Annotated in this window: 22 protein-coding genes; 10 read left to right on the top strand and 12 right to left on the bottom strand. The window is 67.4% G+C overall.

Features of this window, described 5'->3' with window-relative positions; all coding sequences use genetic code 11:
• The 5 genes from N5K27_RS27085 to murJ all read right to left on the bottom strand — a co-directional run.
• The coding region (locus tag N5K27_RS27085) for a fumarylacetoacetate hydrolase family protein (RefSeq protein WP_279820605.1) at window positions 1–851 on the bottom strand (851 nt) is incomplete at its 3' end.
• An 18-nt stretch (window positions 852–869) separates the two neighbouring features.
• On the bottom strand, window positions 870–2039 hold the full coding sequence (locus tag N5K27_RS27080) for an enolase C-terminal domain-like protein (protein WP_279820603.1): 1170 nt from the start codon (window positions 2037–2039) through the stop codon (window positions 870–872).
• Window positions 2039–3019 carry a tripartite tricarboxylate transporter substrate binding protein gene (locus tag N5K27_RS27075; protein ID WP_165963079.1) on the bottom strand — a complete coding sequence of 327 codons (981 nt, stop codon included), beginning with the start codon at window positions 3017–3019 and terminating at the stop codon, window positions 2039–2041. The genes N5K27_RS27080 and N5K27_RS27075 overlap by 1 nt, the downstream gene beginning before the upstream one ends.
• A gap of 120 nt (window positions 3020–3139) precedes the next feature.
• Window positions 3140–4075, bottom strand: a complete 936-nt coding sequence (locus tag N5K27_RS27070; RefSeq protein WP_279820600.1) for an AraC family transcriptional regulator — start codon at window positions 4073–4075, stop codon at window positions 3140–3142.
• 30 nt (window positions 4076–4105) lie between these two features.
• Window positions 4106–5674 carry a murein biosynthesis integral membrane protein MurJ gene (gene murJ / locus N5K27_RS27065; RefSeq protein WP_279820598.1) on the bottom strand — a complete coding sequence of 523 codons (1569 nt, stop codon included), beginning with the start codon at window positions 5672–5674 and terminating at the stop codon, window positions 4106–4108.
• Between the two features lie 193 nt (window positions 5675–5867).
• Here murJ and rpsT point away from each other — a divergent pair, with 193 nt between their 5' ends.
• Entirely contained in the window at window positions 5868–6131 is a 264-nt protein-coding gene (rpsT, locus tag N5K27_RS27060) for a 30S ribosomal protein S20 (protein ID WP_087780818.1), read from the top strand.
• A 139-nt stretch (window positions 6132–6270) separates the two neighbouring features.
• Here rpsT and N5K27_RS27055 read toward each other — a convergent pair whose 3' ends face one another.
• On the bottom strand, window positions 6271–6594 hold the full coding sequence (locus N5K27_RS27055; protein WP_087839655.1) for a DUF3579 domain-containing protein: 324 nt from the start codon (window positions 6592–6594) through the stop codon (window positions 6271–6273).
• A 459-nt stretch (window positions 6595–7053) separates the two neighbouring features.
• Between N5K27_RS27055 and argF the strand changes: the two genes are divergently transcribed.
• The 3 genes from argF (at window position 7054) to N5K27_RS27040 (ending at window position 10476) form a co-directional block, all read left to right on the top strand.
• A complete protein-coding gene (gene argF / locus N5K27_RS27050; RefSeq protein ID WP_087839656.1) occupies window positions 7054–8004 on the top strand; it encodes an ornithine carbamoyltransferase in 951 nt (316 codons plus the stop codon).
• A 402-nt stretch (window positions 8005–8406) separates the two neighbouring features.
• Window positions 8407–9633 (top strand): argininosuccinate synthase, encoded by a 1227-nt coding sequence (locus N5K27_RS27045; RefSeq protein ID WP_087839657.1) that lies wholly within the window; start codon window positions 8407–8409, stop codon window positions 9631–9633.
• Window positions 9634–9732: 99 nt separating this feature from the next.
• Window positions 9733–10476 carry a glutamine amidotransferase gene (locus N5K27_RS27040; RefSeq protein ID WP_279820594.1) on the top strand — a complete coding sequence of 248 codons (744 nt, stop codon included), beginning with the start codon at window positions 9733–9735 and terminating at the stop codon, window positions 10474–10476.
• Here the strand turns inward: N5K27_RS27040 and murB are convergent.
• Window positions 10473–11489, bottom strand: a complete 1017-nt coding sequence (gene murB, locus N5K27_RS27035; protein WP_279820608.1) for a UDP-N-acetylmuramate dehydrogenase — start codon at window positions 11487–11489, stop codon at window positions 10473–10475. The genes N5K27_RS27040 and murB overlap by 4 nt on opposite strands.
• Before the next feature lie 161 nt (window positions 11490–11650).
• Between murB and N5K27_RS27030 the strand changes: the two genes are divergently transcribed.
• Window positions 11651–12136: a YajQ family cyclic di-GMP-binding protein gene (locus N5K27_RS27030; RefSeq protein WP_087839659.1), complete on the top strand. Its 486-nt coding sequence runs from the start codon at window positions 11651–11653 to the stop codon at window positions 12134–12136.
• Between the two features lie 42 nt (window positions 12137–12178).
• Here the strand turns inward: N5K27_RS27030 and N5K27_RS27025 are convergent, their stop codons facing one another.
• The 4 genes from N5K27_RS27025 to N5K27_RS27010 form a co-directional block, all read right to left on the bottom strand.
• Window positions 12179–12436 carry a helix-turn-helix transcriptional regulator gene (locus tag N5K27_RS27025; protein WP_087780824.1) on the bottom strand — a complete coding sequence of 86 codons (258 nt, stop codon included), beginning with the start codon at window positions 12434–12436 and terminating at the stop codon, window positions 12179–12181.
• A 198-nt stretch (window positions 12437–12634) separates the two neighbouring features.
• Entirely contained in the window at window positions 12635–14521 is a 1887-nt protein-coding gene (gene dxs, locus N5K27_RS27020) for a 1-deoxy-D-xylulose-5-phosphate synthase (RefSeq protein WP_087839660.1), read from the bottom strand.
• A gap of 16 nt (window positions 14522–14537) precedes the next feature.
• Complete coding sequence (locus N5K27_RS27015; RefSeq protein WP_087839743.1) at window positions 14538–15443, bottom strand: polyprenyl synthetase family protein; 906 nt, start codon at window positions 15441–15443, stop codon at window positions 14538–14540.
• A 4-nt stretch (window positions 15444–15447) separates the two neighbouring features.
• On the bottom strand, window positions 15448–15702 hold the full coding sequence (locus N5K27_RS27010; protein WP_087839744.1) for an exodeoxyribonuclease VII small subunit: 255 nt from the start codon (window positions 15700–15702) through the stop codon (window positions 15448–15450).
• A 275-nt stretch (window positions 15703–15977) separates the two neighbouring features.
• On the opposite strand from N5K27_RS27010, the gene N5K27_RS27005 reads away from it, so the two are divergent.
• From N5K27_RS27005 to N5K27_RS26995, 3 genes are all read left to right on the top strand, one after another.
• A complete protein-coding gene (locus N5K27_RS27005) occupies window positions 15978–17144 on the top strand; it encodes an aromatic ring-hydroxylating dioxygenase subunit alpha (protein WP_087839661.1) in 1167 nt (388 codons plus the stop codon).
• Between the two features lie 280 nt (window positions 17145–17424).
• Window positions 17425–17586 carry a DUF1328 domain-containing protein gene (locus tag N5K27_RS27000; RefSeq protein WP_087780828.1) on the top strand — a complete coding sequence of 54 codons (162 nt, stop codon included), beginning with the start codon at window positions 17425–17427 and terminating at the stop codon, window positions 17584–17586.
• A gap of 73 nt (window positions 17587–17659) precedes the next feature.
• Window positions 17660–17929 (top strand): BON domain-containing protein, encoded by a 270-nt coding sequence (locus tag N5K27_RS26995; protein ID WP_243724461.1) that lies wholly within the window; start codon window positions 17660–17662, stop codon window positions 17927–17929.
• A 203-nt stretch (window positions 17930–18132) separates the two neighbouring features.
• Here N5K27_RS26995 and htpX read toward each other — a convergent pair whose 3' ends face one another.
• The gene (htpX, locus tag N5K27_RS26990; protein ID WP_087839663.1) at window positions 18133–19014 is read right to left on the bottom strand and encodes a protease HtpX; all 882 of its coding nucleotides are present in this window, start codon (window positions 19012–19014) and stop codon (window positions 18133–18135) included.
• 262 nt (window positions 19015–19276) lie between these two features.
• On the opposite strand from htpX, the gene N5K27_RS26985 reads away from it, so the two are divergent.
• Both N5K27_RS26985 and N5K27_RS26980 read left to right on the top strand, forming a co-directional pair.
• Complete coding sequence (locus tag N5K27_RS26985; protein WP_279820587.1) at window positions 19277–20128, top strand: DMT family transporter; 852 nt, start codon at window positions 19277–19279, stop codon at window positions 20126–20128.
• Window positions 20129–20231: 103 nt separating this feature from the next.
• A complete protein-coding gene (locus N5K27_RS26980) occupies window positions 20232–21233 on the top strand; it encodes an LLM class flavin-dependent oxidoreductase (protein WP_087839665.1) in 1002 nt (333 codons plus the stop codon).
• Window positions 21234–21241: the final 8 nt, after the last annotated feature.

Below are 21241 nucleotides of genomic sequence, written 5' to 3'. Positions count from 1 at the left end.
CATTCGACGACATCGCCCGGCCGCAGGTAGCGGCCGTCGGCCACGCCACAGCCCGCGGGCGTGCCGGTGGCGATGACGTCGCCCGGCCGCAGGGTCATCGCACGCGAAATGTGCGCGACCAGCGCCGGGATCTTGAAGATCATCTGCTCGGTGGACGCATCCTGGCGGGTCTCGCCGTTGACCCGGCACATGATGCGCAGCGGATACGGCCGGGGAATGTCCCGCGCCAGCGCGATGGCCGGCCCCAGCGGGCAGGAGCGGTCCAGGCTCTTGCCCTGCAGCCAGTTCTGTCCGTAGCGGCCGGTCAGCGTCGGCGCCGCCTCGTTGGCCTGCAGCTCGCGGTAGCTCACGTCATTGCAGACGGTGTAGCCCGCCACGTGGTCGTAGGCGTCCTCTTCGGCGATGTCGCGCCCTTCCCTGCCGATCACGACCGCCAGTTCCGCCTCGTAGTCCATCTTGCTCGAGAAGTCGTGGCCGCCGATGGGGTCGCCGGGAGCCACCACCGTGCCGGGCAGCTTGGTGAAGAAGAAAGGCTGCTCGGGCGGCGTCAGCTTGCCCTCGGCGCCATGGTCGAAGTAGTTGACGACGTGCGCGAGGATCTTCGATCCCGCCTCGATGGGCGCCAGGAGGCGCACCGACTCCAGCGGGACGGCCGGCCCGGACGCGGCCAGGCCGGCGGCCGCCTCGCGGGCCATGTCGCCCGCTGCCAGGAACAGCCGCAGGTCGCGAAACAACGGCGCCATCCATTCTCGGTCCGCCGCGCAGGCGGCCAGCGCCAGGTCGACGACGCGATCTCCCTCGATCGCGCACACGTGCGCTCCGGCCACGGTGGCCATGCGTCCGATCTTCATCCTTGCTCCTTTCTTGTGTCAACGTCCCGCCATGTCCTTCATCACGGCGTACAGGCCGGGCTGGCGCTCGAAGCCGATGCCCGGCGACTGCGGCAGGATGGCCTGCCCGTCTGCGATGGCGACTTCCTCGCCGAAGCCGCTGAAGATCCCGAACGTGTCCGGGTAGGACTCGCATCCTCCCAGCCCCAGGCCGCCGACCAGGTGCAGGCACATCAGGTTGCCGCCGTGCGGATACATCGCGGAACGGGCGAAGCCGTGCCTGCCGGCCACCTCCAGCACGTTCAGGTATTCGGTGATGCCGAAGGACAGCGGAGGATCGAGCTGGATGATGTCGCGATCCGGACGAAAGCCCGCGTAGGACAGGAAATGATCCAGTTCCTTGCCGCAGGCCATGTTCTCGCCGGTGGCCAGGGGCCCCTCGTAGGCGCGGGCCAGTTCGGCATAGATGTCGTACTCCAGGAAATCGCAGGGCTCTTCAAACCAGCGCAGGCCGTAGGGCGCGATGGCCCGGGCATAGTCCAGCGCGGTGTCGCGGCCGAACGCGCAGCTCGCGTCCACGGCCAGGGCCCGGCCGTCGCCCATCTCGCTCAGCACCGCCTCGATGCGCCGGCAGTCCTCGTCCACGGACAAACCGCCTATCTTCATCTTCACCATCCGGTAGCCGGCGTCGCGGTAACGGATCATCTCGTCCTTCAGGTCGCGCGCGGTCTGGCCCGGGAAATACCAGCCGCCACCGACATACACCGGGGCATGCGTCCGTGCCCGCCCGCCGCCGTGGCGCTCGGCCAGCACGGCGTGCAGCGGCTTGTCCTCGACCTTGGCCACCAGGTCCCATACGGCCACGTCCACCGTGCCCATGGGAATGGCGCGTTCCGCGTAGCCGCCGCGCCGCTCCCGCCGCTGCCCGCAGGCCAGGATCGCCGCCGGATCGAAGTTGCGTCCCGTCGCATCCAGCAGGCTGTCGGGATCGGCCCCCAGGATGCGCGGCGCGATCCGGTCGCGGATCTGCTCGCCGCAGGCATAGCGGCCGAAGGAGTTGAACGCGAATCCCACCAGCGGCCGCCCGTCGCGGATCACGTCCGAGACCACCGCCACCACGGTGGCGGTCATCTGGCTGAAATCGGAGCGGGCGTTGGACAGGCGCGACTCCAGCGCGACCGTCTTCTCGATGACGTCGACGATGCGCATCAGTTCACCGTCGCGCCGGAAGCCTTCACCGCGGCGGCGAACTTGGCCATCTGCTCGCGCACGAAATCCACGCTGCGCGGATACGGCACGACGGTGCGCTCGAACGAACTCTCGGCCAGCTTGGCCTGCATGTCCGGCCCCGCCATGGCCTGTTCGATGGCGGCCACCAGCTTGTCGTGGACGGCGGCGGGCAGGCCCTTGGGCGCGGCCACCACCCACAGCGACACGGCATCGACGCCCGGATAGCCCGCCTCGGCGAAGGACGCGGTGTCGGGGAACAGCGGCGAACGCTTGTCGCCGGTCACCGCGATCGGAGCCAGCACGCCGCTCTTGACCTGCTGCACGACCAGCGCCGGCAGGTTGAACATCATGTCCACCTGCCCTCCCAGGAGGTCCGCGATCGCCGGCCCCGCACCCTTGTAGGGGACGTGCAGCAGCTTGATCCCGGCGGCGGTCTTGAAGGTCTCGCCATGGAGGTGGACGACGGTGCCCGCGCCGGCGGACGCGAAGCTGAGCTGGTCGGGCCTGGCCTTGGCCTCGGCCACCAGTTCCCGCACCGTCCGCGCCTTGATGCGCTTGCTGTTGACCACCAGCACGCCGGTCGCGGTGGCGACCACCGACAGGAAATCGAAATCCTTCAGGCTGTCGTAGGGCAGGTTGGCGTACAGGCTGGGATTGATGGCGAAGGCCGTATCCAGCAGTCCTATGGTGTAGCCGTCGGGCTGCGCCCGCGCCACCGTGGCCGTGCCTATCGTGCTGCCGGCGCCGCCCTGGTTCTCGACGAAGACCTGCTGGCCCAGCGCGGCGCCCAGCCGCTGCGCCAGTTGGCGGCCCAGCAGGTCGGTGCTGCCGCCCACGACATAGGGCACCACCATGCGGACCGCACGGGACGGGTAGTCCGCCTCGGCCGCGGCGGCCGCTCCCATCGCGCTTGCCCACAGGCATGCGGCAAGTCCCAGCCGGCGTAACGGTCGATACATGGCGCCCTCCCTTTTCCGGTGGCGCGGACGGCATGCCCCGCACGCCCCGCGCATGCGAAAAAGTATAGGAAGCGCGGCCGCCGCCGGCCATGGACGGGATTGGCGACTATTTGGACAAAATCAGGACGGCGCCTGCCAGGCCTCGCCCCGTTCGGCCGGGCTATCGCGGCCCGCGGCCTGGCCGCGATAGGCGCTGGGCGTCACGCCGCGCAGCTGCCGGAAACGCCGGGCGAAGTAGGCCTCGTCGGGAAAGCCCACGCTGGCCGCGATCTCGGCGATCGGCCGCGACGATCCCGTCAACATCCGGCACGCGAGGTCCATGCGCTGGTCGGCCAGGATCTCGGTGAAGGTGCGGCCGGTCTCCCGCTTGAGCAGATGCGCAAGATAGTGGGTCGACAGGTAGGCGGCGGCCGCCGCGTCCGCCAGCGTGATGGGCTCGGACAGGTGCTCGCGCATGAAGCGGCTCACGCGGGCCAGCGATGCGCGGCGGCTGCCCTGGAGCATCGAGGTTCGGGCCAGTGCCTGGAGATCGTCCTGGTACCGGCGGCACACCAGGCCGATCAGGCGGAACAGGTCGGCGCGGATGAATTCGATGGCATAGAAGCCACCCCGGTCGTGCTCGGCCTGCATGCGCAGGCACAAGCGGCGCACCTCGGCCAGTTCGTCGGCGCCGAGTTCGAAATCCAGGTGTTCCTGATACAGGAAGGGCGCGAGTTCGGGCATCTCGTCGACGGAGACATCCTCCAGCTCCAGCAGGTCGATGCGCGACTCCGGCCGCAGGAAATCGCGGCGGAAGTTGATGACGAAGAATTCGGCCGGCTCGACATGCCGGATGCAATGCACGCGCAGCGGCATGATGAAGCTGAGCGTGCCCGGCAGGATGGGCCGCACTGTCGCGCCCAGCACGTGCTCGGTGCGGCCCGCCAGGTTCACGTAGACCTGGAAGTACTCGTGCTTGTGCAGCGGCGGCTGCCCGACCGCGGTGGCCTGATCGCGGATCCAGAACGCGGTATGCGGAAGGAATTCGCTCGTGCGGTTGATCGGCGCGTCAGGCATCGCTTCGGTGCTCCCGGTTGCCGGCGCTTCCTATTCCCTGGGCGGAGCCGCGCGGCGCCGGAAATCGCGCAGCCGGAAACCCAGCGCGAACAGCGCGCCGAAATAGATCACGGCGGCGCCGGCCACCGCGCCCAGCAGCAGGGCCACACGCAGCCAGGCGTGAGCCTGCAGGCCCAGCCAGTCCACACGCTGTTCGGCCAGCCACAATGCGGCGCCCATGGCCGCCAGCGCCACCGCCACCCGCGCCAGGAAACCGCCCCACCCGGCCGCCGGCCGATAGACGCCGCGCCGGCGCAGGCCCGCAAGAAGAGCGAGCGCATTGATGCAGGCGCCCAGCCCGATGGACAGCGCGAGCCCGGCGTGATGCAGCCACGGCACGAACACCAGGTTCAGGCACTGCGTGGCCACCAGCACCACCAGCGCGATCTTGACCGGCGTACGGATATCTTGCCTGGCGTAGAAACCGGGCGCCAGGATTTTCACGGACAGGAGTCCGATCAGGCCCACCGCGTAGGCGACCACCGCCATGCGGGTCTGGGCGACGTCGGCGGCGGTGAAGGCGCCGTAGTGGAACAGCGTGCTGACCAGGGCCTTGGACATCAGCGCCATGCCCAGGCAGGCGGGCAGGCCCAGCAGCAGCGTCAGGCGCAACCCCCAGTCCAGCAACGCGCTGTATTCCTCGGCGTGGCCGGCGGCGTGCGCCTGCGACAGGTTGGGCAGCAGCACGGTGCTGAGCGCGATGCCCAGCAGCGCGGTGGGGAACTCCATCAGCCGGTCGGCGAAGGACAGCCAGGTGACGCTGCCCGGGGCCAGCCAGGTGGCGATGTTGGTGTTGATCAGCAGCGACACCTGGGCCACCGAGACACCCACGATGGCCGGCAGCATCTGCCTCAGGATGCGCCGCACATAAGGATCCGCCCAGGCCGCGCGCAGCCCCGTGCCGATGCGGGGACACAGGCCCAGCCGCGCCAGGGCGGCGAACTGCATCGCCAGCTGCGCCACGCCGCCGGCCATCACCCCCAGCGCCAGGGCATAGAGGGGGACGTCCAGATGCGGCGCGAGCCAGAGGCTGGCGGCGATCATCGACAGGTTCAGCAGCACCGGGGTGAACGCCGGCACGCCGAAATGCCGCCAGGTATTGAGCACGCCCGAGGCAAAGGCCACCAGCGACATGCACAATATGTAGGGGAACATGACGCGGGTCATCCAGACCGCCGCCTGGAAGTCGGCCGCGCGCTCCGCGCCCCGCAGCCCGCTGCCCATTGCGCTGACCACCCAGGGCGCGGCGACCACGCCCACGGCCGTCACCGCCATCAGCGCGAAGGTCAGCAGCGATGCCACGTGATCCAGGAGGCGGCGGGTGTCCTCGGGCGCATGGCGGTTCCGGACCTCGCCCAGGATCGGCACGAAAGCCTGCGAGAACGCTCCCTCGGCGAACAGCCGCCGCAGCAGGTTGGGAATGCGGAAGGCGACCCAGAACGCGTCGGTCAGGCTGCCCGCGCCGAACGCCCGGGCGATCAGCACGTCGCGCACGAGGCCGGTGATGCGGGACAACAGGGTATAACTACTGATCGTGGCCGCGGCGCGCAGCAAATTCATGGATGACCTTGTCTTGTACGCGGCGCGCCGCGCGAGTATGGTTGCCTTGCTCGTGGTTTTGCGGGGACTTCGCCACGAAGCATTTGATTTTACGGCCATTTGGGGCTATAGTCTTTGGCTTTGCGAAGCTCCTGCCGCCGCGTATAGCACATATAGCAAGTCGTGACTTCGCCCTACCAGATACGGAATTTTCATGGCTAATACCGCCCAAGCACGCAAGCGCGCCCGCCAAGCAGTGGTCCGCAACAAGCACAACTCCAGCCTGCGTTCGATGCTGCGCACGTCCATCAAGCGCGTGCGCCAGGCCGTGGAAGCCGGCGACAAGGCCGCCGCCACGGAAGTGCTGCAGAAAGCCACCAGCGTCATCGACCGCGTCGCGGACAAGAAGATCATTCACAAGAACAAGGCCGCTCGCCACAAGAGCCGCCTGGCCGCCGCCGTCAAGGCCCTGGCCTGATCTGACTCGGCTGCGCGGCCCGGCGCCGCGCGCGCAAGACGCCAGCCTGGCAGGATATCCTCCTGCCAGGCTGGCGTTCGTTCGTCCATACATATGCAAGCAGATACCCCGCTCGCGCAGGGAGATGCCCCGCCGCCCCTCAGGGCTGCCGGGGCTTGCCCTGGGCGTCGGGAATCAGGCAGGCCTCGACCGTGCGCAAATCGTTGTCGCGCGCGAAATCGTTCACGAACTGCCAGGCCAGGGGCTCGAGCGCCCGCAGCCGTTCGTCGACCACCACGCACTTCACGCCGTCGATGAAGGTGGGCACGACATAGGGCGAATAGGTGAAAGGACTCGCCACGCTCCCCTTGGGCCGAAAAGGCGACATCACGCCGGCCAGGCGTTCGGCCCAATCGCTGGGGCGGAACTTGCTGCCGTTGGAAGTGATACCCTGGATAATGAACTGCCTGACGCTTTCAGCCATCGTCGTTGTCTGCGGAAGGAGTCCGCGGTGAGGGGTCTCGTGAACCCGATGGATCCTGAGCCCGGTCTGTTGCACACCGGCGTTGCATGCGCCGACCGGGCCGCCCCGCGCGACGGCGGGGCTCGACGCGGACCCGGCAAGGCCCGATAGGGTCCCGCCAGGCTCGCAGCGGGCGGGTGCACGCCCCGCCAGGGAAGCTCGCCATTGTAGCGTATCGTCCCCCTCGCCCTCCACCCGCATGCTCAACGGCGGGCAGCGCGGCACGACCGCTTCCGGCGCCACGCGGACCAGGTCGCCGGCGCGACGCGCACAATCCTGGCGCGGCCGACACCGCCCCCGCCGCCTGTAACAATGCCTCGGGTATCATTGACCCTTTCCGCGAAACGAGCCGATGAGTCGATGGCCCGCGGCGCCACGGCACCGCCCGCCGATTCGGCAACTCCCTGTCAGAGGCGTCGTATGAACGCAAATCTCCAGCAAAACCCCAAGACCTCTCCTCCGCTGCGCCATTTCCTCCAGTTCAACGACTTCACGCGCGAGGAAATCGAATATCTGTTCAGCCGCGCCGCGCTGATCAAGCGCAAGTTCAAGAACTACGAACCGCACTTCACCCTGAGCGACCGCACCCTCGCCATGGTGTTCGAGAAAGCCAGCACCCGCACCCGCGTGTCGTTCGAAGCCGGCATGTACCAAATGGGCGGCTCGGTCATCCACCTGACCACGGGCGACTCCCAGCTCGGCCGCTCCGAGCCGGTCGAGGACTCCGCCCAGGTCATCTCCCGCATGGTCGACCTGGTCATGATCCGCACCTTCGAGCAGACCAAGATCGAGCGTTTCGCCGCCTACTCGCGCGTGCCGGTCATCAACGGCCTGACCAACGAGTTCCACCCCTGCCAGATCCTGGCCGACATCTTCACCTACATCGAGCATTGCGGCTCGATCCAGGGCAAGACCGTGGCCTGGGTGGGCGACTCCAACAACATGTGCAACACCTGGCTGCAGGCCGCCGAGCTGCTGGATTTCAACCTCCACGTCTCGACCCCGCCCGGATACGAGCTCGAGCCCGAACGCGCGGGCGTCGTCGACGCCGAGCGGCTCAAGCAGTTCGCCGACCCCATGGAAGCCTGCAAGGGCGCGCACCTGGTCACCACCGACGTCTGGACCAGCATGGGCTTCGAAGCCGAGAACGAGGAGCGCCGCGCCGCCTTCGCCGACTGGTGCGTCGACAGCGACATGATGGCCGTGGCCGACCCCGGCGCGGTCTTCATGCACTGCCTGCCTGCCCACCGCGGCGAGGAAGTCACCGCCGAAGTCATCGACGGCCCCCAGAGCGTGGTGTGGGACGAAGCCGAAAACCGCATGCACGTCCAGAAAGCCCTGATGGAATTTCTGCTTCTGGGCAAACTATGACCCCCCCTACGCGCTTACGCGCGCCCCCAGGGGCGATGCGGGCGGACCGGCAAAGCCGGATCCGCCGCATCCTGGGTCTAGTACCGGCTCTTTGAATTGCGCACCCAGCTTCGCTGGCTGCCAACGGCAGCAACGGTGTGGCGTACCAAGAAACAGGTCCTAGACCCAGGGCGCCGCGGATCCGGCTTTGCCGGTCCGCCAGCGCCGCCCCCTGGAGGGGGCCCGCGAAGCGGGTAGGGGGTGGTACAATCCCGGATCGCCCTTGTGAGGCCGGGGGGCGATTGCACGATCCCGCGCATATGGCACGGAGCGCCCCTTGGGTGCGCCCCCATATCCCGGTGACCTGACCGGCCAGAAAGCTGCACCGCCCAAGCGCGGGCCGTCCATGCCCTGGGAACATCAATGAGCGAAGTAAAGAAGGTCGTACTTGCCTACTCGGGCGGTCTTGACACATCCGTGATCCTGAAATGGCTCCAGGACACGTATCAGTGCGAAATCGTCACCTTCACCGCCGACATCGGCCAAGGTGAAGAGCTCGAGCCGGCACGCGCCAAGGCCCTGAAGTTCGGCATCAAGCCGGAACACATCTACATCGACGACCTGCGCGAGGAATTCGTCCGCGACTTCGTCTTCCCGATGTTCCGCGCCAACACCATCTACGAAGGCGAGTACCTGCTGGGCACCTCCATCGCCCGCCCGCTGATCGCCAAGCGCCAGATCGAGATCGCGCGCGCGGTCAAGGCCGACGCCGTCTCCCACGGCGCCACCGGCAAGGGCAACGACCAGGTCCGCTTCGAACTGGGCTACTACGCGCTGGAGCCGGGCATCAAGGTCGTCGCCCCGTGGCGCGAGTGGGACCTGCTCTCGCGCGAGAAGCTGCTGGCCTACGCCGAAAAAGCCGGCATCCCCATCGAAATGAAGCACAAGCAGGGCGGCGCGCCCTACTCGATGGACGCGAACCTGCTGCACATCAGCTACGAAGGCCGTCACCTGGAAGACCCGAAGGCCGAGGCCGAGGAATCCATGTGGCGCTGGACCGTGGCGCCTGAAGCCGCGCCCGACGCCCCCGAATACCTCGACGTCGAGTTCGAGCACGGCGACATCGTCGCCCTGAACGGCAAGCGCATGACGCCCGCCGAAGTGCTGACGGAGCTGAACAAGCTGGGCGGCAAGCACGGCATCGGACGCCTGGACCTGGTGGAAAACCGCTACGTCGGCATGAAGTCGCGCGGCTGCTACGAGACCCCGGGGGGCACGATCATGCTGCGCGCCCACCGCGCGATGGAATCCATCACGCTGGACCGCGAAGTCGCCCACCTCAAGGACGACCTGATGCCGCGCTACGCCAGCCTGATCTACAACGGCTACTGGTGGAGCCCCGAGCGCAAGGCGCTGCAGGTGCTGATCGACCACACCCAGCAGGCCGTGAACGGATGGGTGCGCCTGAAGCTGTACAAGGGCAACGTCTACACCGTCGCCCGCGATTCGAAGAACACGCTGTTCGACCAGACCATCGCGACCTTCGACGACGACGGCGGCGCCTATGACCAGGCCGATGCCGGCGGCTTCATCAAGCTGAACGCCCTGCGCATGCGCATCGCGGAAAACGCCCGTCGCAAGCGCGGATGAGCCAACCGTCCGAACCTGTGCCTACCACCAGCCCGGAGACGGGCTGGCGTTGACCCGCCGTCGGCGGCCCTCGGGCCGCCGATTTGTTTTTCGAGCGCCATGAACGAGAACGCCCATCCGCCTCTAGTCATCATCCAGACCGGGCTCCCGCCCGAACCGGTGTCCAACCGGCACGGCACCTTCAGTTGCATGATCCGCGAAGCGGCCGGGCTGCGCGCCGGCGACGTGGAAGTCGTGGCCGTGCACCAGGGGGCCGAGCTGCGGCCGCCCTCCAGCTACCGCGCCGCCATCATCACCGGCTCGCCCGCCATGGTCACCGACCTGGCCGACTGGAGCGAACGCACGGCCGCCTGGATACGGCGCGCGGCGGACCAGGGCCTGCCCATCCTGGGCATCTGCTACGGACACCAGTTGCTGGCCCATGCGCTGGGCGGCAGGGTCGACTTTCATCCCCGCGGCCGCGAGGTGGGCACGCAGACGGTCGAACTGCTGCCTGCCGCCAGCGACGTTCCCCTGCTCGCGGGACTGCCCTCGCGCTTTCCCGCGCACCTGATCCACCAGCAAAGCGTGATGGAGCTGCCGGCCGGCGCCACCGTGCTGGCACGCTCGGAACACGACGCGCACCAGATCGTGCAATACGGCGATCGCGTGATTTCCAGCCAGTACCATCCCGAGTTCTGCCCCCGCATCATGGGGACCTACCTCGCGCACTTCGGCCCCAGGCTGGGCGAGGAAGGCTTCGACGTCCAGGCGCTGAACGCCCGGCTGCGCCCCGCCCCCGAGGCCCGCGAGCTGCTGCTGCGCTTCGTGCGGCAGCACGCGGCACTGCAGGAAGCGGCCTAGGGGTCGATACCCGGCACCACGACCGGCTCGATCTCCAGTTCCAGGCCGTAGCGTTCGCGCACGTCGTGCTGCACGACCCGCGCCAGCGCAAGCACGTCGCCCGATTGCGCGCCCCCATGATTGACCAGCACCAGCGCCTGGCGCTCGTGCACCCCCACCGGCCCCATGCGACGCCCCTTCCAGCCGCATTGGTCGATCAGCCACCCCGCGGCCAGCTTGTAGCCGCCGTCCTCTTGCGGATACGCCACCAGGCCGGGAAAACGGGCATGCAGCCGCTCGTATTGCGCGGCCGGCACCACTGGATTCTTGAAAAAACTGCCAGCATTGCCCAGCACGGCCGGGTCCGGCAGCTTCGCGCGCCGGATCGCGCAGACCGCCTCGAATACGTCGCGTGCCGTAGGCGAACCCGCCAGGCTCTCGTGCCGCCGCAGATCGGGATAGTCCAGCACGGGCGTCCATTGCCGGGGCAGTCGCAACCGCACGGCGGTGATGACCCAACGTCCGGGTTCGCGCTTGAAGACGCTGTCCCGATAGGCGAAGGCGCATTGCGCCGCGTCCATCTCCGTCCAGGCGTCGCGCAGCAGGTCGTAAGCCGTCAGGCCCGCGAAGCGGTCGCGCAGTTCGACACCATAGGCACCTATGTTCTGCACCGGCGCCGCGCCGACCGTGCCGGGAATGAGCGCGAGGTTTTCCAGCCCGCCCCAGCCCTGTTCGACACAATAGGTAACGAAGTCGTGCCAGATTTCGCCCGCCGCGGCTTCGACCACGCGGGACTCGTCGTCCTGGGCCAACAGCCGGATACCGCGCAGCGCCATCCGCGCCACCAGGCCGCGCACCCGGGGCGGCAGAACCAGGTTGCTGCCGCCGCCCAGCACCAGGAGCCCCGCACCGTCGGAACGCGCCAGGCAGGCCAGCGCCGGCAGCTCGTCGCGGCTGCGCAGCGTGACGCAGGCCGGCGCCGAACTGGCCAGCCCCAGGGTGTTGAGAGACGAAAGATCGCAGGCACCGGGCACGAGGCCCGCGCGAGCGCTGGAATCGGGAGCGACAGCCAATCTGGACACCAGGCAGGACGAACGAATGCGGCGGGAGGGATTTCCCGCGGCCCCGCCATCTTACTTGACTACAATTCCCCTATTCCAAGACAGGCCGCAAGCCGCACGCAAGGAGCTCACTCATGCCTACATTCGATGTCGTCTGCAAGCCCAACCTGGTCGAACTGCGCAATGCCGTCGAACAGGCCAACAAGGAAATCTCCACCCGCTTCGACTTCAAGGGCTCGGATGCCCGCGTCGAACAGACCGACAAGGAACTCACGGCCTATGCCGACAGCGATTTCCAGCTGAACCAGGTGCGGGACGTGCTGTTGAACAAGATGACCAAGCGCAGCGTGGACGTGCGTTTCCTCGACCAGGGCAAGGTCGAGAAGATAGGCGGCGACAAGGTCAAGCAGGTCCTGACCGTGCGCAACGGCGTGCCCCAGGACGCGGCCAAGAAGATCGTGGCCCTGATCAAGAACAGCAAGATGAAGGTCCAGTCCAGCATCCAGGGCGACACCGTGCGCGTGCAGGGCGCCAAGCGCGACGACCTGCAAAGCGCCATCGCGCTGCTGAAGAAGGACGTGACCGACCTGCCTCTGGGCTTCGAGAACTTCAGGGACTGAACGGTCCGGCTCGCGGAACGATCATGAATGCCCCGCCGGGACTCAGAGCACGGGGCGTTTGAACAGCATGGCGGGGTCGAGTTCGAGCGCCTTGGCCAGTTTCTCGATGTTGTCGACCGAGATGTTGACGCGCGCCCGCTCGACCTGACTGACAAAGGTCCGGTCGAGATGGGCGGCAAACCCGAGCTGCTCCTGCGACATCTTCTGCGCGACCCGGAACGCTCGTACGTTGTAGCCGAGGATCTCGCGCAGCGTCGTCAAGGACGCCGACGGATTGGGGGATCTCAGAGGTGCGGGCATTGACGCATACTCCCCACGACAGCGCGTTATATCTACCGCTTTTACATCACTTTTACTGGACGCGATTGCAACGCTTCGCAAAGCGCTTCAGCAAAAGTAATTCTGCGCCTGTCGGAGGGCGACACACATACGGGGCTAACCCTCGGTCATGCGGGCCGCGCCCGACGCGGGAAGCGCGCGCTTCCCGCGTTCGGGGGATCAACTCACCTGATCGGGAAAACGCTCGCGCACCGAACGCTCGATGCCCGCCGCGTCGAGCCCCAGCCCCGCCAGCAGCGCGCCCTGCTCGCCATGGTCGATGAAACGATCGGGCAGGCCGAGCTGCATCACGGGCACGGTCGTGCCGGCCTCGTTCAGCACCTCGCAAACGGCGCTGCCCGCGCCTCCCATGATGCTGCCCTCTTCCACCGTGACCAGCGCGGCATGCCGCGACGCCAGGTCGAGTATGAGTTCGCGGTCGATGGGCTTGACGAAGCGCATGTCCACCACCGTCGCATCCAGCGCCTGCCCCGCCCGCAACGCGGGGATGGCCAGCGTGCCGAACGCGAGTATCGCAATGCCGGCCTTGTCGCCGGGCTGCGCGCGGCCGCTCTGGCGCCGCACGACGCCCTTGCCCAGGGGCACGGTGTCCAGGCTGGCCGCCGGCGTCGCGCCGGCCCCCGCGCCGCGCGGATATCGGACCGTGGCGGGCCCCGGATGCCGATAACAGGTCGATAGCAACAGCCTGCATTCGGCCTCGTCCGAAGGGGTTGCCACCACCATGTTGGGAATGCAGCGCACGAAGGCGATGTCGTAGTTGCCGGCGTGCGTCGCGCCATCCGCGCCCACGAGGCCGGCTCGATCGAGCGCGAAGGTCACGTCCAGGTCCTGGAGCGCGACGTCGTGGATCAACTGGTCATAGCCTCGCTGCAGGAAGGTGGAGTAGATGGCCACCACCGGCTTGAGCCCCTCGCAGGCCAGGCCGCCGGCGAAGGTCACGGCATGCTGTTCGGCGATGCCGACGTCGAAATAGCGCTCCGGAAAGCGCCGCTCGAACTCGACGAGACCGCTGCCCTCGCGCATGGCCGGCGTGATGCCGATCAGGCGCGTGTCCTCGGCCGCCATGTCGCACAGCCAGTCGCCGAACACCTGGGTGAACGTCTTCCTGGGCGGCGTGGACGGCTTGCTGATGCCCACGGCGGGGTCGAACTTGCCCGGTCCGTGGTACAGGACGGGATCGGCCTCGGCCAGCTTGTACCCCTGCCCCTTGCGAGTGACGACGTGCAGGAAGCGCGGCCCGGAGAGCTTGCGCATGTTCTGCAGCGTGGGAATCAGCGAATCCAGATCGTGTCCGTCGATGGGGCCGACATAGTTGAAGCCCAGTTCCTCGAACATCGTGGCGGGCGTGACCATGCCCTTGGCGTGCTCCTCGATGCGCCGGGCCAGTTCGAACACGGGCGGCACGTGCGACAGCACGGCCTTGCCCACGTTGCGCGCGGCGGCGTAGAACCTGCCCGACATCAGGCGCGCGAGATAGCGGTTCAGCGCGCCGACCGGCGGCGAGATCGACATGTCGTTGTCGTTCAGGATCACCAGCAGGTCGACGTCGGGCAGGACGCCGCCGTTGTTCAAGGCCTCGAAGGCCATGCCGGCCGACATCGCGCCGTCGCCGATCACGGCGATGTGCTTGCGCTCGATGCCGGCGTTGCGCGCCGCCACGGCCATGCCCAGCGCGGCCGAGATGGAGGTGGAAGAATGGGCGGTGCCGAAGGCGTCGTACTCGGACTCGCTGCGCCGGGGAAAGCCGGAGATGCCGCCCTGCTGCCGCAGGGTCGCCATGCCGGCGCGCCGACCCGTCAGGATCTTGTGCGGATAGGTCTGGTGCCCCACGTCCCAGACGATGCGATCGTCGGGCGTATCGAAGACGTAGTGCAGCGCCAGGGTCAGTTCGACCGTGCCCAGGTTGGAAGACAGGTGGCCGCCGGTGCGGGATACCGACTCCAGCACGAAGGCACGCAACTCGTCGGCCAGCGCCGAGAGTTGGCAGCGGTCCAGTTTTTTCAGGTCGGCCGGAGATTCGATGCGGTCGAGCATATCGGTGGGCATGTTTCGGAGTCTCCGTTCAGCGATCGCGCAGCACGATGAAATCGGCCAGCGCGGCCAGGCGCGCACCGCCCGCGCCCAGCGGAGCGATGGCCTCGTGCGCGGCTTGGCGCAGTTGCTCCGCCAGGGTCCGGGCCTCGTCCAGGCCCAGTATGGATACATAGGTGGGCTTGTCGGCGGCCGCGTCCTTGCCGGCGGTCTTGCCCAGGCTGGCCGAGTCGGCGGTGACGTCGAGGATGTCGTCGACCACCTGGAACGCCAGTCCCACGGCTTGCGCGTAGCCGTCGAGCGCCGCGCGCTGGACCGAACTCGCCCCCGCCACGATGCCGCCCAGCGCGGCGCTGGCACGCAGCAGCGCACCGGTCTTGAGCCGATGCATGGCCTCCAGTTCGTTCCGGTCGAGAGGCTTGCCGACGCTGGCCAGGTCGATGGCCTGGCCGCCAGCCATTCCCAGGCTGCCGGCCGCCGCCGCGAGCACCTGCACCGCCTGCACGGTCAGGCCGGGGGCAATCGGCATGCCCGCCAGGGCCTCGAAGGCCAGGGCCTGCAGGGCGTCCCCCACCAGCAGCGCCGTGGCCTGGCCGAATTCCACGTGCACGGTCGGGCGGCCGCGGCGCAGGACATCGTCGTCCATGCACGGCATGTCGTCATGCACCAGCGAATAGGCATGGATCAGCTCGACCGCGGCGGCGGCGGCGTCCAGCGCCGCGTCGCTCCCGGCGCCGGATGCCGCGCAGGCCTCGCCCGCGGCATAGGTCAACATGGGGCGTACGCGCTTGCCGCCGCCCAGCACCGCATAGCGCATGGCGTCGTGCAACGCGCGCGGATCGGTATCCTGGGCAGGCAACAAACGCGCAAGCGCCTGTTCGGCGCGCACCCCGCACGCCGCCATCCAGACGGAAAAATCTTCGCGACTGCCAGCCATCAAGTCAGTCCCCGGCCTCTTCGAACGGGCGCAGCAATTCTCCCTCGAGGACCTTGACCTGCTGCTCGGCGCGCGCCAGCCTGTCCTGGCAGACCCGCACGAGGTCGACGCCGCGGCGATAGGCGGCCAGCGAGGACTCCAGCGGCATGGAACCATCCTCCATCATCGCCACCAGCGCCTCGAGCTCGCCCAGCGCGGCCTCGAAGTCCTGAGGCAGGGCCTGCTCGGGGGCGTCGCCCTGCGCAGGGTGGACATTCACGAATTTGTCGGCCAATCAAGCCTCCTGGATCTCGTCACGGCATCGAACCCGGAATTGTACGGGATGACGGGATACCGCCCCCGCCACCGGCCGGGTCGGGCCGGCGCGGCGGCGGGGACTTCTACGGCCGTCCGGGGTACAATAGCGGGCTTGATCGGGCAGATCATTTTCTTCGCGCCAGCACCATCTGCGAAGTCCAAACACCGCTCCAGGTCGCGTAAGGGGTGGTTTCGCAGCGAGGGGGACTGGCTTCACAACTCTCGCGGAGGGAAGTCATGACCGATATCGGTCGCGTGGCACACGTGGCGGCGAGCCGAGCGCAGCTCCCAGTCAGTGCCTATTTCGATGAAGCGCGCTTCGCGCGCGAAATGCAGAACATCTTTGGCCAGGCCCCGATTTATGTGGGGCACCAGAAAGGCGTCCCCGAAGTCGGGGACTACCGTACCCTGATACAGGAAAACGACGGCCGGGTGCTGGTGCGCAACCAGACCGGCGTCGAACTGCTGTCCAACGTATGCCGTCACCGGCAGGCGCTGATGCTGGGCAAGCACCCGGCCGGCGGCGAACGGCAGGCCGCGCATTGCAGCGGCAACCTGGGGCGCCCGGGCAACATCGTCTGCCCGCTGCACCGCTGGACCTACGATGCCCGCGGCAAGCTGATCGGCGCCCCGCTGTTCAGCGAAACGCCGGGCCTGGACCTGCAGCGTTTCCCGCTGCAGGAATGGAACGGCTCGCTGTTCGAGTCGCCCCGCGCCGGCGGCCGCCAGATCGCCGCCGAGCTTGCCGCGCTGGACGGCAGGCCCGAATTCGACTTCAGCGACTACGTCCTGGACCGGGTGCAGGTGCACCAGTGCAACTACAACTGGAAGACGTTCATCGAAGTCTATCTCGAGGACTACCACGTCGGCCCGTTCCACCCCGGCCTGGGCCGCTTCGTCACATGCGACGACCTGAGCTGGGAATTCGGCGACTACTACAGCCTGCAGCGGGTGGGCGTGCACAATGCGCTGGCGCATCCCGGCTCGGGCGTCTACCAGCGCTGGCACGACGCCCTCTTGGCCTACCGCAACGGCAGCGCGCCCGAATTCGGGGCGATCTGGGTCACGCATTTCCCGACCCACATGATCGAGCTGTATCCGCACACGCTGGTATTGTCGACGCTCTATCCCAAGAGCCCGCAGGAAACGGTCAATATCGTCGAGTTTTATTATCCCGAGGAAATCGTCCATTTCGAACGCGATTTTGTCGAGGCCCAGCAGGCGGCCTATATGGAAACCGCGGTCGAGGACGACGAGATTGCCGAACGCATGGATGCCGGCCGCAAGGCATTAATGGAACGCGGTGCCAACGAAGCCGGCCCCTACCAATCCCCCATGGAAGACGGCATGCAGCACTTCCATGAATGGTATCGGAAGGCCATGGACGAGCCGGAAGATATGTAAAGACGTAACTTTTGTCTGACTGCCCATCAAAGCGCCCTTCACGGGCGCTTTTCTTTTTTTCAATCGCGGCGGGCCCAGGCCGGTCATGACGATTTTGAAGGCAATGCCCACTGATCTGTAATAAATACACGGTGCCCCGGCGGCATGCGCACCATTACAAATACACACACTGCCGCCTTGTCAACCATAGAGGCGGCGCGTAACTTTCAAATCGAAATTCAGGCTTGGATGCATATACGGCCGGATTTTCGCCATAGGCAAAAAAAGACGGGAGAAAAGCATGCTGCATTATGCAGTCGTATTTTTCGTCATCGCCATCATCGCGGCGGTTCTGGGTTTCGGCGGCATTGCCGCCGGTGCCGCGTCGATCGCGAAGATATTGTTCTTCATTTTCATCGTGCTTGCGGTCCTGTCGCTGCTGAGCGGCCTGTTCCGAAAATGATTCACGTCCAAGGAGAAAAATCATGAACGTTCGTACCCTGCTCGTCGCCGGCATCATCGGTACCGCCACGGTCATGGGCGGTTGCACGTCGACCCGCACCCATCAATCCGCGGGCGAATATGCCAGCGACGCCGCCATTACCGCCAAGGTCAAGGCGGCCCTGGTCTCGGCCAAGGACGTCAGCGCCGCCGACGTCAACGTCGAAACCTTCCGCCGCACCGTCCAGCTCTCCGGCTTCGTCAACTCCCAGGCCGAAGCCTCCCGCGCCGTGGAAGTGGCCCGCGGCGTCGAGGGCGTCCAAAGCGTCCGCAACGACCTGCGGGTGAAGAACAACCCTCGGTAAAGTCCCCATGCGCTGACGCGCACGCAACAAAAAACGGCTTCGCCCAAAAAAGCGAAGCCGTTTTCTCATTCCAACCAGCAACCAGCCAAAACCCCAGACCCCGCCAGCCGCTTGGTACCCCAGGATGCGGTGGATCCGGCTCCGCCGGTCCACCCGCATCGCCCCCTGGGGGGCGCGCGTCAGCGCGTAGGGGGGGCTAACCTCTACCCTTTTGCGTTCATCAGGGCGCGGATGCGCTGCTCGATGGGCGGGTGGGAGGCGAACAGGGCGCCGAAGCCCTTGGCGGCGCCGGCGATGCCGGACGCCTCGAAGCTCTTGGGCAAGTCGCCGGGCTCCATGCCGCCCAGGCGGGCCAGCGCGCGGATCATGGGTTCGCGCGAGCCCAGCAGGTAGGCCGAGCCGGCGTCGGCACGGTATTCGCGCAGGCGCGAGAACCAGGCGACGATGATGGAGGCCAGGATGCCGAACACGAGTTCACAGACGATGACGGTGGCGAAATAGCCGATGCCGCCGCTGCGTTCGTTCTTGAGCACCATCTGGTCGACCACGTAGCCCACGACCCGCGCCAGGAACACCACGAAGGTGTTGACCACGCCCTGGATCAGGGTCAGCGTCACCATGTCGCCGTTGGCGATGTGGGCCACTTCGTGCCCCAGCACCGCGCTGACTTCTTCCTCGGTCATCCCCCGCAAGAGGCCGGTGGATACCGCGACCAGCGCGTCGTTCTTGAAGGCGCCGGTGGCAAAGGCATTGGGCTCGCCCTCGTAGATGGCGACCTCGGGGCGGCCGATGCCGGCGCGGTCGGCCAGTTGATGCACGGTGTCCACCAGCCACTGTTCCTCGGCGCCGTTGGGCGCGTTGGGATCGATGACCCGGGCGCCGGTGCTCCACTTGGCCATCGGCTTGCTCATGAGGAGCGAGATGATGGAGCCGGTGAAACCGACGACGAGCGAGAAGATGGCCAGCGCCTGGATGTCCAGGCCGTTCGCGGTCAGGAAACGGTTGACGCCGAGGATGCTCAGCGTCGCCGTCAGGACCAGCATGACCGCGATGTTGGTCGCCAGAAATAACACGATGCGTTTCATGAGGGCAGGAAGCTCCGAAAACCTTTTGATGTCTTGTCCGGGGGTGGTTTTTCCCCTCGGCCACCGGGAACCGCCCCGCGCGGCGCCGAATGTGACGGCAACAGGCATCGGAAGTTCCCTCCGGCCGCCGCAGAACGGCAAGAGGGGCGATACCCGTTTCCCGGTTGGGGCTATATGGTAGCCGGGACGATGATTTCAAGGCGAATACTGGGGTTTACCCCAGAAGCTACAATCGAGGCCACCTCATCGCCGCCCGCCCTCCATGCAAGCCCTCTGGATGCTCTTCGCTTCGCTGATGTTCGCGATCATGGCCATGTTCGTGAAATTCGCCTCCGAAGAGGCCAGCCTGGGGCAGATCATCCTGTTCCGGGGACTGCCCACGGCGGCGGGCATCCTGGCCTGGGCCTGGGCCACCCGGCGCATCGTGATCCCGCCGACCTGGCGGCTGCACATCATGCGCAACGTCGCCGGGGTCGGGTCGATCTGGCTGTCGTTCTTCGCCATGGGCCGGCTGCCGCTGGCCACCGCGATCACCTTGAACTACACCTCGCCGCTGTTCATCGCCGGCTGGATGATCTGGCGCCAGCACGACCTGACCGACCGGCTGCGCACCCTGGCGGTCGTCATCGGCTTCATCGGCGTGATCGCGATCCTGCGCCCCACTCTGGACCATTCGCAATGGCTGGCGGCGCTGCTGGGCCTGGCCGCCGGCAGCCTGACGGCGATCGCCGTGATGCAGGTGCGCTCGCTGGGCCAGTCCGGCGAACCCGAATGGCGCATCGTGCTGTTCTTCGCGTTGTCGTCCTGCCTGACCGGCGGCATCGCCACCTCCGTCACCGGCTGGCAGCCGCCCTCGCTCTATGGCTGGTTCACGCTGCTGGGCGTCGGCATCAGCGGGCTGCTGGGCCAGTTCGCGATGACGCGCGCCTTCAGCCGCGGGTCGGCCGCCCTGTCGTCGGTGCTCCAGTACAGCACCATCCCGTTCTCGGTCCTGCTCGGCTACGTGTTCTGGGACGACCATCCCGACATGCTGGGCTGGGCCGGCATGATGCTGATCGCGGCGGCGGGCCTGGTCTCGACCTGGCGCACGCTGGTGCTGGCGCGGCGGGCCTGAGTCCGTCGCCGGCCGCGCCGCCCTCGCCCCGCCGGCCATGCTGGGTTGCAGCAAAACGCCGTCGGGTTCACACTTGATGCGTTAACGGCCGTCCTCCCTTCCCATGTCCCTGAAGCTGTCCGTCCTCGACCTGAGCCCCATTCCCGCCGGCTACACGCCCACCGACGCCCTGTCCAACAGCGTGGACCTCGCGCGCCAGGCCGAGGCCGCGGGCTACCACCGCTACTGGCTGGCGGAACACCACAACACGGGCATGCTGGCGTGCTCCGCGCCGGAACTGCTGATCTGCCGGATCGCCGGCGCCACCACCCGGCTGCGCGTGGGATCGGGCGGCATCATGCTGCCCAATCACAGTCCGCTGAAGGTGGCCGAGACGTTCCGCGTGCTGGAGGCGATGTTCCCGGGCCGGATCGACCTGGGCCTGGGGCGCGCGCCGGGCACCGATCCGGTAACCGCCAGCGCGCTGCGCCGGGGCCACGCCGATGCCGATGAATTCCCGCAGCAGCTGGCCGACCTGGTCGGCTACCTGAAGGACGTCATGCCGTCCGACCATCCCCATGCGCGGGTGCGCGCCACGCCGGTGGGGGTGCCGTGCCCGCCCATCTGGATACTGGGCTCGAGCCTGTTCGGCGCGCGCGTGGCCGCCGCCAACGGTTTCGGCTTCGCCTACGCGCACCACATCGTCCCCGAGAACGCCCATGCGGCGATGCGGCTTTATCGCGAGGAATTCCGCGCCTCGCCGTTCGGCCACGAGCCGCGCGCCATCCTGGCGGTGTCGGCCGTCTGCGCCCCCACCGCCGACGAAGCCGAGCGCCTGGCCTCCACCGCCGACCTCAGCATGATGCGCACGCGCAGCGGCCGCACCCGCACCCCGCTGCCCAGCGTCGAGGAAGCGCTGGCCTACGTCTATCAGCCCGACGAAGAGGCGCTGCGCCAGTACAACCGCACCCGCATCCACATCGGCACGCCCGAGGCGCTGGCCGGCTCGATCGGCGCGCTGGCCCGTGCCACGCAGGCCGACGAGGTCATGATCAACTCCCAGATCCACAGCCACGAATACCGGGTCCGCAGCTACCAGTTGCTGGCCTCGGCGCTGATGGCCTGACCGCTTCC

This window comes from Pigmentiphaga sp. GD03639 (assembly GCF_029845405.1).
Classification (GTDB): Bacteria; Pseudomonadota; Gammaproteobacteria; order Burkholderiales; family Burkholderiaceae_B; genus Pigmentiphaga; species Pigmentiphaga daeguensis.
This window is presented reverse-complemented; position numbering and strand designations above follow the sequence as displayed.

Coding starts and splice junctions, on each gene's coding strand:
- N5K27_RS27080 (WP_279820603.1), bottom strand. CDS start 2,039: ATGCGCATCGTCGACGTCATCGAGAAGACGGTCGCGCTGGAGTCGCGC.
- N5K27_RS27005 (WP_087839661.1), top strand. CDS start 15,978: ATGACCGATATCGGTCGCGTGGCACACGTGGCGGCGAGCCGAGCGCAG.
- dxs (WP_087839660.1), bottom strand. CDS start 14,521: ATGCCCACCGATATGCTCGACCGCATCGAATCTCCGGCCGACCTGAAA.
- N5K27_RS27015 (WP_087839743.1), bottom strand. CDS start 15,443: ATGGCTGGCAGTCGCGAAGATTTTTCCGTCTGGATGGCGGCGTGCGGG.
- N5K27_RS26995 (WP_243724461.1), top strand. CDS start 17,660: ATGGGCGGTTGCACGTCGACCCGCACCCATCAATCCGCGGGCGAATAT.
- N5K27_RS26980 (WP_087839665.1), top strand. CDS start 20,232: ATGTCCCTGAAGCTGTCCGTCCTCGACCTGAGCCCCATTCCCGCCGGC.
- N5K27_RS27000 (WP_087780828.1), top strand. CDS start 17,425: ATGCTGCATTATGCAGTCGTATTTTTCGTCATCGCCATCATCGCGGCG.
- murJ (WP_279820598.1), bottom strand. CDS start 5,674: ATGAATTTGCTGCGCGCCGCGGCCACGATCAGTAGTTATACCCTGTTG.
- htpX (WP_087839663.1), bottom strand. CDS start 19,014: ATGAAACGCATCGTGTTATTTCTGGCGACCAACATCGCGGTCATGCTG.
- N5K27_RS27070 (WP_279820600.1), bottom strand. CDS start 4,075: ATGCCTGACGCGCCGATCAACCGCACGAGCGAATTCCTTCCGCATACC.
- N5K27_RS27040 (WP_279820594.1), top strand. CDS start 9,733: ATGAACGAGAACGCCCATCCGCCTCTAGTCATCATCCAGACCGGGCTC.
- N5K27_RS26985 (WP_279820587.1), top strand. CDS start 19,277: ATGCAAGCCCTCTGGATGCTCTTCGCTTCGCTGATGTTCGCGATCATG.
- N5K27_RS27030 (WP_087839659.1), top strand. CDS start 11,651: ATGCCTACATTCGATGTCGTCTGCAAGCCCAACCTGGTCGAACTGCGC.
- argF (WP_087839656.1), top strand. CDS start 7,054: ATGAACGCAAATCTCCAGCAAAACCCCAAGACCTCTCCTCCGCTGCGC.
- N5K27_RS27045 (WP_087839657.1), top strand. CDS start 8,407: ATGAGCGAAGTAAAGAAGGTCGTACTTGCCTACTCGGGCGGTCTTGAC.
- N5K27_RS27055 (WP_087839655.1), bottom strand. CDS start 6,594: ATGGCTGAAAGCGTCAGGCAGTTCATTATCCAGGGTATCACTTCCAAC.
- rpsT (WP_087780818.1), top strand. CDS start 5,868: ATGGCTAATACCGCCCAAGCACGCAAGCGCGCCCGCCAAGCAGTGGTC.
- N5K27_RS27075 (WP_165963079.1), bottom strand. CDS start 3,019: ATGTATCGACCGTTACGCCGGCTGGGACTTGCCGCATGCCTGTGGGCA.
- N5K27_RS27025 (WP_087780824.1), bottom strand. CDS start 12,436: ATGCCCGCACCTCTGAGATCCCCCAATCCGTCGGCGTCCTTGACGACG.